We start from the raw sequence: 12,384 nt of genomic DNA, 5'->3' as shown, positions 1-12,384 counted from the left end.
GATTTGTAATTTTAATATAGTGATTAGTTTGATTTTTATATCTACTTTATATTTCTTTTTATTAATATATGTTTTTGTCCACTACAATTACACAATATGTAAAATTCATGTAAATTACACAAATACGCCTCTTATAAAATACATAAAAACAGAGCCGATTAACACGATTTCTCGTGCCAATCGGCTCTTAAAAATTACCTCATAACTAACTTTTTATGGTAATTTATATGTATTTTTTTCTTTGTAATTGAGAATTTTATTCAATTCTATCATTAGAATTTGTAGTTCAATTCTGCACGGTAGTAATCGCCTAAGTCGTTACCGCTCTGGTCTTCAGCATTGAATGCCCAGTAACCGGAAAGACCTACGTTTTTAGCCAATGCATAATCAACGGATGCCATCCAAGCTTTGTAATCGCTGTTGTATGGCTGGTTGAATGTGGAGCTGATTACCGGAGAGTATTTACCTTCATCGAAGTACTGAACTTTAACGCCCCAAGTACCTTCTTTAGCGATATCGTAGTCGCCATAACCGATACCGGCTACCCAAGCGTCTTTATCGTTGGATTGTACCAAAGTGCCGTCTTTATCGGAGAAGGTTGCATATTCGCCGCCTAACCAAACTTTACCGTAGTTAAGGTCTAAGGAACCGCCATAGATATCGTTATCTAAGTTCTTGTTACCGAAGGTATAGAAGCCACCTACTGTAGCATGTTCACCAAGTTTAGCTTTTGCCTGTAACAAGGTTACGGTTGCGTTTTCATCGGAAGTTGCATCACTGAAGTCATGTGCATAGGAGCTCATGCTACCGTTATTGAATAAACCACCTTCCATGAAGGAACCGTAAGCAGCGGTTGCGGAGAAGTTACCGTTGTCGTAGTTTACAGCGGCACCATCAAATGTATCATCGTATACTAAGCCGTTACCAACGAAAGCACCGAAACGACCGGCAACTGCTGTAGTATCTTTACCGAATTTGTGAGCTACATATACACGGTCAAATTCAACATCAGATGTTGTGGAATCACCGAATTCCATGTCACCGCTGGTTACGCGGATAACTGCGGATGTGTTGTCATTTACATTAGCGTTGAATTGTACACGACCGCGCATATCGAACTGGGATTTTTTACTAGTGTTATCGGAGCTGATTTCACCTTTTTTATCGGAACCTTGGTAACGAAGACGAGCATCACCGGTTACTTTTACATTACCTACTTTGTTTTCCAAGTTGGAAACACGCACGCCCAAGTTGTTCAATTCATCAGCGAATTCGTTAGCCAAACGGTTGATCATAGCTTGCTGTTCAGCGTTGGCACGGGATTCGTTAGCCATTGCTTTAGCTACCATCTGAGCCATTTCGTAACGAGTAATGTTGTTCTGGCCTTTGAAAGTACCATCAGGATAACCGTTGATAACACCGGCTGCTGCCAATTGAGCTACACTCTGGTAAGCCCAGTCATTAGGCGTTACATCGGAGAATGGGTTAGCGGCGAACGCTGTAGTTACGCCAAGTACGGCTGTAGCCGCAAATACTGCTGCAAAACGTTTTTTCATAATTATTACCCCTTTCGGAATAAAACAACTAAAATATATCTTTTAGGTTGTCAGCTTCCGAAACAGAGGGAATTAAGAAATAATAGTTTCGATTGGAGTGTCCATGTTTCCTCACAATGTAGTTTTATTATTTCGTTAACTCAGTTGTTTCATCGTCTGAACTAACCTATGGACACATAATACCAATGAAAACTAAATTCAAAATGAAAGTACCAAAACTTCACGTTCAAGGAATGCGTGTTTAAATCTATAATATTAGATATAAAGATATATTGAATAACCTCTAAAGCCTGTTATCAAGGGATTTATACCCTTTTGGATTATTTTTAACTCCTAAAAATCGCAAAACCCAGAAACCAAAATAAGTTTTCCAGTTTCATCTTCTTCATTATTTACCATGAATTTCTCATGAAAAATCGCCTCTTAGTATGAATTTACCATGAACTTCGACATACAAAAAGGCTTGTCCACCTTAATTTGCTTCATGGAACGTTTAGAAAACGCCATAAAATCATCAAAATAGTAAAACATTTTTGTCATTATCGCTAAATTTATAATATTCTTTATGGACAATCACATAAAAAAACACCCGTGAAACCCTTTTTTAGTTTCACAGGTGTTAAAAACATATTAAATTACGTATTGTTTTACATGTCGGCAGCGTCAATCCAAGTCTGAAGTTCCTCTTCAGCAACTTCAATGTCTTCATCAAAAGCGCCACAGAGGCTTGGATAACGACCTACTTCAAGTGTGTACACTATGGCTTCATCACGAGCATTGCGAAATGTACCGAGCCAAATCCCGGAAAATTGTGTTTCATACCACTCTACGGGCTGATCGGTTTCCGTAAAATTAATGGTAATGTTACCACGCCCCAGCGTTTCCATGACTTCAACTTGTTCTTCCATGGTAAGACCCGTTTTTTCAATATAGATTGTATGAGTCTCCCCCGTTTCACGAAGTCGTTTTAACGCCAATTGCAATTCTCTTAAAATGGCCTGCACATTGCCATAATTTTCTATCATTTCTTACGTACCTCAATTCCCCAAGCGTTTAGTTGCCGAATAACACGCTGTATCACTTCCGGCAAGGCCGCCTGTACGATTTCAGAAGGCTCAAAACCTACTTCAAGACTGGCCGGTTCTACACCGATAACGGTAGCATCTTCCAAGGGATCTTCTTGCAACGCACGAATGCGCAAAATATCCTGCATACCCACTTCGTGCACGGAGATATTTCCGGTAAAATACTGTTCCGTCTCCTGATGAGGAAACTCATAAATCGTACCGGGCTTTTCACCACCGTTAACAGCATCCACTAAGAGCAGTTTTTTCATGCCTCGCATATAGCTGAGGAGCTCCATACCCATGGTGCCGCCGTCAATTATATTTACGGTCGGGCTAAATTCGTACTCTTTTTCTAATTGCTGTACGACATGTACGCCCAACCCTTCATCGGTAAGCAAAATATTACCTACGCCCAACACGGTAATACTATTCTCGTTTACCATATAAATCCTCAATATCTTCCGGATCCTGCGGATAGAATTTCATCCCCGATACCATACTGGATACTTCCCCGGATTCTTCCATTACGTCTTCGCGGAAAGCCAAGTATACATGAGCCACCGTGAACAACAAGAAGAACCAGGCAATATAGTGATGAATGATATGGATCTGATATTCATTGAACAGTAAATTAATCGGATTGAATACAATGGCCAGCCAGCTTTCCGGACGAATCTGCGAATACATAGCCAGACCCGTGCAGATTTCGAAGAACATCATAATATACACAATTAAATAACTGGTACGTGCTAAGGAGTTACGAAGCACACGGTGTTCTTCCTGACGTGGCAACATCAAATAGTGTAACGTGGTTTGTTTTAAACCGTCCCAATATAAGCGTTTGCGGAACTTAGGCAATAAACGGTCACCGCGATAGCGAATGGCCCCATAAATGCGGAATACAAAGGCAAAAATGAGGATAAACGCAAATCCGAAATGAACGCGTCGAATCATTTCCATAGAAAACCAGCTGTTAATAGCTTCTGCCGGTTCTTTCCCTACGAACATGCTGAAACCGGGATCACCAATATAGAGACCGGTCCAGAACAGGAACGTAACGCAAAGCACCATGGTCCAGTGAAAAATACGCAACCATAGACTAAATACACGATACGGCTTTTTTTCCGGTTGTTCTAACATATGAATCCCCCCTATTATTTGCACAAAGCATCCGTATTAACAGAGACGATTTTTTCACCTTTCTTATTGTACAAGTGGGTTGCACAAGCAAGGCAAGGGTCAAACGAGTGAATCCCTTTCAAAATTTCGAGCGGTTTATCTGCAATTTTAACGTGCGTATCAATCATGTTAGATTCGTAAGCACCATGTTCATTGGCCATTGTCTTAGGACAAGCATTCCAAGTGGATGGTACGATGCACTGATAGTTGTCGATTTTTGCATCTTTGATAACGCTCCAGTGACCGAGGGCACCACGAGGCGCATCAAGCACACCAACGCCTTTGGCTTCTTTTGGCCAAGAGTTAGGATCGAATTTGCTCATATCGGCTACTACTTCGTCGCCGCCTTTAATGTTGGCTACGAGTTTATTGAACATGTATTGGCTCATATTAACCGCAACCTGTGCATCGAGGGCACGACAAGCGGTACGGCCTACCGTACTACACATCCATACATGAGCCGGAACGCCCAATACGGAAGATACGGTATCAATTTGTTTTACAATCATCTGTTCTGCCCAAGATGGGTTACTGATGATGCCTTGTTTAACTTTCGTATAGACTACGATATATTTTGCCAAAGGACCAACTTCGCAAGCTTTGCCTTTAAATGTTGGGGATTTAATCCATGAATATTTCTTAGTTTCATCAAGGAATTCCCAATGTTCCTTCGTACCTGTCTTAGGACCGGTATAGTTAGGTTTGGTAATCCCTTCAGACGGATGGGCTGTCTTAGTACCGTTTGGATATTCATACCAAGAGTGTTCAACTTCTTCTGATAAGAAGTCAGGATTCATCAAATCAGGACCATCCATTGGGATAAATTTAGCTTTATCTACGCCGAGGCCGAAATCTTCAACGACACCGTTGGCACGGACTAAGATTTTTTTGAAATAATCGCCGTTGGAAATACCGCTGTATGGTTCATCCGGATAGTCTCCGTAAGCCATGGCGCGTTTCTTGGATAAACCGCCGCCATCAACCATGCCCGCTTTAGCGTAAATCTGACCGATAGCCAACACGTCAGGTACATAGAAGTAATTTACCAAATCCTTAGCCAACGAAATGGATTCATCAACTGTTGCAAGGCGCGCCGCATTAACCGGTGCATTCATGTCATCCATGGAGATGGAGCAAGGCATACCACCGATACAGAAATGCGGATGCGGGTTTTTACCGCCGAATACAACGTGCGGTGTTACAATATCACGCTGACGGTCCAAAATATTGAGGTAGTGAGCTACGCCCATCAAGTGAACTTCCGGCGGCAATAATTGGTAGTCAGGATGATCCCACCACTGAGCAGCAAAAATGCCCAATTGACCGCTGTCTACGATTTTTTTAACTTTCGCTTGAATAGCGGCATAGTAGGTTGCATTGCCTTTAGGGAATTCTTTCGGATACGCCGATGAAGTACTTTGTGTTTCAGCCGGTTCTAAACCGCTCAAGTTGTAGTTTTTAAGTACGGTTTCCTGAAGGGCTGCTGTTTGCGCCGGATCGGCTTTTAACGCTTCGATTGGGCTAACCCAGTCGAGAGCATGTAAATGGTAAAAGTGAACGATATGGTCATGCGCATCTAAACAACTATGCATGATGTTACGAATATAGTTCGCATTTTTAGGAATCTGAATGCCTAAAGCATCTTCAACGGAACGCAAGGATGCAATGGCATGCGTAGATGTACAAACACCGCAAATACGCTGCACAAAAGCCCACACATCACGAGGATCGCGACCTTTGGCTACCAATTCAATACCACGCCAAGCAGTACCACTGGACAACGCGTCTTCTACCTTACCGGTTGCTTCATCTACATTCACCTCAACCCGCAAATGACCTTCAATACGAGTAATCGGATCAACTACTACACGTTTCATTAGTGGTTACCTCCTTCGTTATTCGTCTGCTCAGACGCTGCTTTTTTTGCTTCCTGTTCAGCTATCATTTTCTTTTCCAGCTGAATTGTATCATATTTATGTTTAGCCAACGTTACACCACCATGAGCTACAACGGCACCGAAAGCGGTAAGACCGGCAATAGTACCGATGGTATCAGCGGTGGTAACGGTATTGGCCACTTGTACTTGCGGCAAGCGTTGTGTGAAAACACCGTTATCCCAGAAGCCTTTTTCACTGCAACCGATACAGCCGGAACCGGACTGAATCGGATAGGATAAACCATTCCACCAACGTAAGTTACCACAGGAGTTGTATGTTACCGGACCACGGCAACCCATTTTATAAAGACACCAACCGGCTTTAGCCCCTTCATCATCGTATTTTTCAACAAAAAGTCCGGAGTCAAAGAACGGACGACGATAACATGTATCGTGAATGCGGTTGCCATAGAATTGTTTTGGACGACCTTCCACATCGAGTGGCGGAATTTCACCAAACAAGGCATAGTGCATGATAACGCCGGTCATAACTTCAGGAATCGGCGGGCAACCCGGTACTTTAATGATTTTCTTACCCGATACTACTTCGGAAACCGATACAGTATTGGTAGGGTTAGGGTTCGCTGCTTGAACACCGCCCCAAGCGGCACAGGAACCGTATTCAATGATAAAAGCGGCACCGGCAGCACATTCTTTAAGCACGTCAACGAACGGACGGCCGCCAACCATACAGTACGTACCGTTATCATCAAGCGGTACACCGCCTTCAACGGCTAATACATACTGCCCTTTTTTATCGTTTAATAATTTATGTAGGTGAGCTTCAAAAGGAGCACCTGCCGCTGCAGATAAGGTATCATCGTATTCCAACGCAATCATGTTTAATACCACATCGGAAGCAAATGGTGACGTAGAACGGATGAAGGATTCATCACATCCTGTACATTCATGGCCATGTAACCAAATTACGGTTGGTAATTCTTTCGTGTCGGCCGCTTCCACCACTTTATTTAAAAAGGTCGGTGGCATGCCTAAAATGGCGGTCAAAGCCACACATGTTTTCATAAATGTGCGGCGGCTGAGTTTACGTTCCTGGAATAACTTCCACAGACTGTTTGTCTTCTCTTTCACAGGTGGACCCCCCTCGCTTGCAATAACTTTACTGTCCTTTGGAAAATATCTAAATTTTTATATTAATTATTATAGTAAGTATATCATGTTGCATTCAGATTTTCTATAGAATATTACATGAAATTGCTGTATTATAGGCAAAACTTAACTATAACTTAATACACATTATTTAATAATAGAACGAATTAAGCCTTCTACAACGGCTGCCGGTTTGTAACCTGCAATGCGATCTTTTTCTTTGCCGTTTTTGAAGCAAATAAGGGTAGGAATACCTTGGATTTCATATTTCAAGGCAACATCTTTTAGGGCTTCCACATCAATGGTAACTACTTCAATGTCATCTTTCATGTCTTCAGCTAATGTTTCCATTTCGGGATTCATTAATTCACAAGGTTTGCACCAAGTGGCCCAAAAATCGGCAACTACCACTTTAGACGATTCTTTTACTACTTTTTTCCAATGCTTCTAAGCTTTCAATTTTTGTAACAGACATTACAATCCCTCCTTAATACCTAATCCTCTTAGTATTGTTTTATTATACGTATGTGGTGACAATGTTTAGTCAAAAAATGTATTATATTTTTCTACATTCTAGTTTTAATTATACTCATCTGCCAATCAATTTTTGACTAAAATAAAACCGCCCCGAAGAGCGGTTTTAAGCAAGCAATCAATAAGCCGAGTTCTGTTCTGTTTGCACAGCGGTGATTATCTTTCTAGGCCTATAATTGCTTATAGGCTCAAGCGGCACAACCCGAAAGGTAGGCGGGCCACCCTTATCCCTTCCCTATTCGGCCTTGCTCCGGATGGGGTTTACCGAGCCAATATATTACTATATTGCTGGTGCGCTCTTACCGACACCGTTCCACCCTTACCGCATAAGCGGCGGTTTACTTTTCTGTGGCACTATTCCCTATGGTCACCCACGCCGGACGTTATCCGGCATCCTGCCCTATGGAGCTCGGACTTTCCTCGAACTTACGCTCGCAATCACCTTTCATACTTGCTACTTAAAGTCTAGCAGATACAGCGAAGTAGGTCAATTATCTTTTTCTCAATAATTGTATGAAGATATAGCACATCTAAAGGTATCGAATAAGTTTATAACCATCTAATTGAGATTGACCTTCAACACTGTTTATTGCTAGTTATCCCACTCTAATCAAAGTAACATATTTTGTTACTTAAATATTCTATTTACCTAAAAAACTATCTAATCAATATCTATTTAAGCCTAATTCGTTTACGCGAAGAAAAAATCTTCATGTACATCACTGACAACAACCGGCACGTCAGTCACTTTTTGTTCTTGTAATTGCATACCTATATGAGCAGCCAATAAAGCGGCCGCGCCGATTTCAGTACCGAAATGACCAACATCAGTAACCAAGATGCCTAGCTCTTTGGCCATTTGCATATCGTGATACTTCACGTCACCCGTCACATAGGCTTGGGCCCCCATTTTAGCAGCAACTTTAATAAATTCTGCCCCACTGCCGGTGCAAAGGGCTACTTTAGTAATAGCGTCCACTTTAGCCCCGCCAAAACGCGCTCGTCCCCGTGGAAAACAAGCTTTAATGAGTTCTATAAAGCCTTCCGTATCTAACGTATCCGCCAATTCACCGATGCGGCCGATGGTCGCTTCTTCACTCGGTGTCACCAATTGATGTACTTCATAGGCCGGCACTTCGTATGGATGTGCTTCTACCATAGCTTCGATGACAGCGTTCACCAAATTCTGTGGCACAATGGCTTCGATGCGATCTTCTTTCACCGTTTCACTTTTGCCGACTTCACCAATATATGGATTAGCTCCGTCTAATGGTTTGAAAGTACCTGTTCCTTCGGTATAAAAAGCGCAATGACTGTAGTTCCCTATTTGACCGGCTCCCGCATCACCCATGGCTTGCATTACCAAATCACGGTGAGTAGCCGGTACAAAGGTAATTATTTTACAAAAACCTTGTTCGTGAACAGTCTCAAGCCCTTTTACATTACCTAAGCCGATTTGTGCCGCTGCCAAATCATTCAAGCCACCCGGTGCAATATCCAAATTAGTATGGGCGCTGTATACGGCAATTTTTTTGGTAATCAATTGAATCACCAAACGGCCTAAAGCGGATTCATCGGTTACTTGCTTCATCCCTTTGAAAATTACCGGATGGTGGCTCACAATCAGGTTGCAGCCTTTCGCTTCCGCTTCCGCCACAACTTCCGGCGTCACGTCAAGGGTTGTCAAAACACCGGTCACTTCCATATTGCGTTCGCCTACCAAAAGACCTACATTATCCCAATCTTCTTTTAAATGCTTCGGTGCCAATTTTTCTACGATTTTGGCGATATCCTGCACTGTTGCCATAGTTGCCTCCTTTATTTATAAAAGTTGATATTCCGATTTATTAGCCTATTCATTAGCTGATTCATTAATCAATTGATTAGCCAATTTGTCTGGACTCCATCTAGCAAACCAACTTATATTAATTCTTTTAATTCCTTAACTTCGGCCGCTAAGGCCTGATATTTTTCCGTATGCGCCATAGCATCCGTCATACCTGTCAAGGCCGATTTACGAATATGAAGTAAATGCGCCATGTGATCTTGCCACAAAAGCGGCTTTTCACGTTGAACCAGCGCTCCTACCAGCCACAACAGGGATGTATCCGGCAGAGCGTCATAAGGGTCTTTTGCATCAAGTGTTGCTTGTGTAACCGGTCCATCAGCCGTAACATAGACTGATTCTCGTCCTTTTTTAAGCGCCAAGAATGCTTGGTAATGCTTCCCCATGTCCGTCATAATCACTTCGCGCACAATGCGATAGCCCTGTTGCACCATATACTGACGCAGCTCTGCCTGGCCGTTCTGCGGTTGGAGTACATAAAAGTCCAATAATTCCGGACCTTCTTCAATAATGTCTCTCATTAAAAAACCGCCCATACCGCAAATAACGGCGCCCTGTAATTCGCCTTTTTTTACCACTTGCAAACCATTGCCCAAACGACAATCGATAAATTGGGCCATGTCCGTTGACGCCACATAGGCTTTGGCCGAAGCTAAAGGGCCTTTATTTACATCGCCGGCAATCGCTTTTTTAGCACGGCCGCGCGCTACCAGTTCCACTGCTAAATAGCCATGATCCGTACCGATATCGGCAATGACTTCAGCCTTCGGAATCAAGGTAAATACCGCTTCTAACCTATCGGTCATCTTTTTCATTGACTTAATTCCTTTCAATCTATATATCCTTTAATAGGTGATTATATTTTTTACTATATATTATATTGTAACACATAGCACGGATTGTTTCTTGGTACGCATTAAAATAGAAGGAGTTTCCTGTGCGTCTGTCGAAACAATCAACAACAGCTACTTGTATTTTAATGATATGTTTTTAATCTCAATCTTTGCGGAGGTATCTTATGTGGAAAAAACTTCTTCTGTCAACCGGCTTGCTTGCGTACTTTACTTGTCCCCAATTTACAAGCGATGCCTATACGGTTCTAATGCACCAAACAGATGTGAATATGAACCTCACCTACCCGCTGGTCTATCTTGACAATGAAGCAGCCCAAACTAAAGTTAACACCGAAATTGCTGTTTATGTTGAAAAAATGCGCGACCTCTATTACAAAGAAAAAATGTATATGGTGAATTTAAACTACGAAACGACCTACGAAGATGATGATTATGTATCGCTTATCATCACAAGCGGTTGGTATAATGGTCAAAGTGCTCACGGTTACTACACATCGCAAGGGCTCGTTTTTGACAAACACACGGGTAATCTAATACCGGCCACTAACTATGTCCACCTTAAAGACGATGAGCAATTGTATAAATTAGTCATGGAAGGCATGCTGCCTGTTTTCAGTTCTCGCGAACATCAATTACAGTACAATGAATTCCAGATTCTCGATAAAAAAATTCCGATCCGTAACAATAACTATGTGTTACTCGGCGAGGGCAAAATTGCTATGCTCTATCAGCCGTATGAAATATCTTACTATGCCAACGGCGTGACAAGGATAGTATTTACACCGGAGAAGATTGAGTATATTAATCGGTTAAATAAGTAAAAACAAAAACCGCTTGTATCACTAACTTGATACAAGCGGTTATTTTTTAAATCATGGTGGGCCCACCTGGGTTCGAACCAGGGACCGACCGGTTATGAGCCGGTTGCTCTACCCCTGAGCTATAGGCCCATAGGGAAATACCGTAGTATTCCACCAAAATATTATACACAATAAGTGTGATTCACGTCAATATAACACTAAAAATCTACACTTAAAGTGTGATTCACATCAATACAGCATCGATAGGCAACGTTAATCTCAAATTTTCTGAGTGCGTCACTACCAATGTTTTAATCTTATAAGAAGTCTTTGATCTTATCGCGTTTGCCACGGTTGCGAAGTTTCGTCAACGCCTTGCCTTCGATCTGACGAATACGTTCGCGGGTAACGCTGAAGTGCTGACCTACTTCTTCCAACGTACGAGGTTTGCCGTCTTTCAAGCCGAAACGTAATACCAAGACTTGCTGTTCACGATCGGTGAGGCAGGAGAATACATCTTCGATTTGTTCTTTAAGCAAGATGTAGCTGGCTGCATCGTCCGGTGCAATGGCATCTTGGTCCTCGATGAAATCGCCCAAATGGGAGTCTTCTTCTTCCCCGATTGGAGTTTCCAAAGAAACCGGTTCCTGAGCAATTTTCTGGATTTCACGAACGCGTTCAACGCTGATTCCCATACCTTCCGCAATTTCTTCAGGTAATGGTTCGCGACCTTTATCCTGCAAGAGTTGACGGGAAATACGAATCAATTTATTAATCGTTTCTACCATATGTACCGGAATACGAATGGTTCGTGCCTGGTCGGCAATCGCACGGGTAATAGCCTGGCGAATCCACCATGTTGCATAGGTGGAGAATTTATAGCCTTTCGTATAATCGAATTTATCAACCGCTTTAATGAGGCCCAAGTTACCTTCCTGGATTAAATCCAAGAATAACATGCCGCGACCTACATAACGTTTAGCGATACTAACTACCAAACGCAAGTTGGCGTCAATCAATTTCTGTTTCGCTCTTTCGCCGGCTTTCATTTCTTTATACGACGCATCATCCTTGGCACCCGCTTCAATCTGCTGAGCCAAAAGAATTTCTTCGTCAGCGGACAACAAAGGTACGCGGCCGATTTCTTTTAAGTACATTCTTACAGGATCGTCAATGTTAACCCCTTCAGGAATACTAAGGTCAAGGCTTACTTCTTTCGCTTCGCGAACTTCGTCGCTTTCTTCTTCATCTTCGATGATGTCGTCATCTTCTGCTGCCACTTCGGCATCATCGGTGATAACGTCTATATTACTTTTCTGTAATACTTCATACATATCGTCTAACTGCTCAGCCGTAAGTTCTACTTCTTCGTGAAGAGCATCCGTAATTTCTTTACTCGTTAATGCCCCTGCCTTACGACCTTTTGCCAGTAATTGTTCTATTATTTCTTCTAACCGTGATTTAGTTTGCTTCTTAGCCACAATGCTCTTCCTTTCTTTCAT

The 12,384-nt window shown here is 42.3% G+C and carries 11 protein-coding genes, 1 tRNA gene and 1 other RNA gene; 1 reads left to right on the top strand and 12 read right to left on the bottom strand.

Annotation, left to right across the window (positions count from 1 at the left end; all coding sequences use genetic code 11):
* Positions 1-272: 272 nt before the first annotated feature.
* The 10 genes from EO124_RS06250 to EO124_RS06205 form a co-directional block, all read right to left on the bottom strand.
* Complete coding sequence (locus tag EO124_RS06250) at positions 273-1,556, bottom strand: S-layer homology domain-containing protein (protein ID WP_127058797.1); 1,284 nt, start codon at positions 1,554-1,556, stop codon at positions 273-275.
* Positions 1,557-2,203: 647 nt separating this feature from the next.
* Positions 2,204-2,581, bottom strand: a complete 378-nt coding sequence (locus EO124_RS06245) for a hydrogenase expression/formation C-terminal domain-containing protein (protein WP_127058796.1) — start codon at positions 2,579-2,581, stop codon at positions 2,204-2,206.
* Positions 2,578-3,066, bottom strand: coding sequence for a HyaD/HybD family hydrogenase maturation endopeptidase (locus tag EO124_RS06240; RefSeq protein WP_127058795.1), 489 nt, complete (start codon positions 3,064-3,066; stop codon positions 2,578-2,580). The genes EO124_RS06245 and EO124_RS06240 overlap by 4 nt, the downstream gene beginning before the upstream one ends.
* Entirely contained in the window at positions 3,050-3,763 is a 714-nt protein-coding gene (cybH, locus tag EO124_RS06235) for a Ni/Fe-hydrogenase, b-type cytochrome subunit (protein WP_127058794.1), read from the bottom strand. Before cybH ends, EO124_RS06240 begins: the two co-directional genes overlap by 17 nt.
* A gap of 14 nt (positions 3,764-3,777) precedes the next feature.
* Positions 3,778-5,679 carry a nickel-dependent hydrogenase large subunit gene (locus tag EO124_RS06230; protein WP_127058793.1) on the bottom strand — a complete coding sequence of 634 codons (1,902 nt, stop codon included), beginning with the start codon at positions 5,677-5,679 and terminating at the stop codon, positions 3,778-3,780.
* The gene (locus EO124_RS06225) at positions 5,679-6,830 is read right to left on the bottom strand and encodes a hydrogenase small subunit (RefSeq protein WP_021841643.1); all 1,152 of its coding nucleotides are present in this window, start codon (positions 6,828-6,830) and stop codon (positions 5,679-5,681) included. Before EO124_RS06225 ends, EO124_RS06230 begins: the two co-directional genes overlap by 1 nt.
* Before the next feature lie 165 nt (positions 6,831-6,995).
* The gene (locus tag EO124_RS06220) at positions 6,996-7,259 is read right to left on the bottom strand and encodes a thioredoxin family protein (RefSeq protein WP_127058792.1); all 264 of its coding nucleotides are present in this window, start codon (positions 7,257-7,259) and stop codon (positions 6,996-6,998) included.
* 229 nt (positions 7,260-7,488) lie between these two features.
* Positions 7,489-7,837: RNase P RNA component class A (gene rnpB, locus EO124_RS06215), an RNA gene on the bottom strand.
* 236 nt (positions 7,838-8,073) lie between these two features.
* Positions 8,074-9,189, bottom strand: coding sequence for a Nif3-like dinuclear metal center hexameric protein (locus tag EO124_RS06210; protein ID WP_127058791.1), 1,116 nt, complete (start codon positions 9,187-9,189; stop codon positions 8,074-8,076).
* A 113-nt stretch (positions 9,190-9,302) separates the two neighbouring features.
* Positions 9,303-10,043 carry a tRNA (adenine(22)-N(1))-methyltransferase gene (locus EO124_RS06205; protein ID WP_127058790.1) on the bottom strand — a complete coding sequence of 247 codons (741 nt, stop codon included), beginning with the start codon at positions 10,041-10,043 and terminating at the stop codon, positions 9,303-9,305.
* Between the two features lie 203 nt (positions 10,044-10,246).
* Here EO124_RS06205 and EO124_RS06200 point away from each other — a divergent pair, with 203 nt between their 5' ends.
* Positions 10,247-10,903 (top strand): hypothetical protein, encoded by a 657-nt coding sequence (locus EO124_RS06200; protein ID WP_127058789.1) that lies wholly within the window; start codon positions 10,247-10,249, stop codon positions 10,901-10,903.
* A 54-nt stretch (positions 10,904-10,957) separates the two neighbouring features.
* Here EO124_RS06200 and EO124_RS06195 read toward each other — a convergent pair.
* Together EO124_RS06195 and rpoD are read right to left on the bottom strand one after the other, a co-directional pair.
* Positions 10,958-11,032: transfer RNA gene (locus tag EO124_RS06195), tRNA-Ile, on the bottom strand.
* Between the two features lie 167 nt (positions 11,033-11,199).
* Positions 11,200-12,363, bottom strand: coding sequence for an RNA polymerase sigma factor RpoD (gene rpoD, locus EO124_RS06190; protein WP_127058788.1), 1,164 nt, complete (start codon positions 12,361-12,363; stop codon positions 11,200-11,202).
* Between the last annotated feature and the right edge of the window lie 21 nt (positions 12,364-12,384).

Origin of the sequence: Veillonella ratti, from assembly GCF_003992115.1 — a bacterium.
GTDB lineage: Bacteria > Bacillota > Negativicutes > Veillonellales > Veillonellaceae > Veillonella_A > Veillonella_A ratti.
The sequence above is the reverse complement of the archived record's forward strand: the minus strand, read 5'-3'. Positions and strand labels throughout refer to the sequence as shown.

Bases quoted from the DNA above. Each gene is read 5' to 3' on its own strand.
- EO124_RS06250 (WP_127058797.1), bottom strand. From the start codon at position 1,556: ATGAAAAAACGTTTTGCAGCAGTATTTGCGGCTACAGCCGTACTTGGC.
- EO124_RS06245 (WP_127058796.1), bottom strand. From the start codon at position 2,581: ATGATAGAAAATTATGGCAATGTGCAGGCCATTTTAAGAGAATTGCAA.
- EO124_RS06240 (WP_127058795.1), bottom strand. From the start codon at position 3,066: ATGGTAAACGAGAATAGTATTACCGTGTTGGGCGTAGGTAATATTTTG.
- cybH (WP_127058794.1), bottom strand. From the start codon at position 3,763: ATGTTAGAACAACCGGAAAAAAAGCCGTATCGTGTATTTAGTCTATGG.
- EO124_RS06230 (WP_127058793.1), bottom strand. From the start codon at position 5,679: ATGAAACGTGTAGTAGTTGATCCGATTACTCGTATTGAAGGTCATTTG.
- EO124_RS06210 (WP_127058791.1), bottom strand. From the start codon at position 9,189: ATGGCAACAGTGCAGGATATCGCCAAAATCGTAGAAAAATTGGCACCG.
- EO124_RS06205 (WP_127058790.1), bottom strand. From the start codon at position 10,043: ATGAAAAAGATGACCGATAGGTTAGAAGCGGTATTTACCTTGATTCCG.
- EO124_RS06200 (WP_127058789.1), top strand. From the start codon at position 10,247: ATGTGGAAAAAACTTCTTCTGTCAACCGGCTTGCTTGCGTACTTTACT.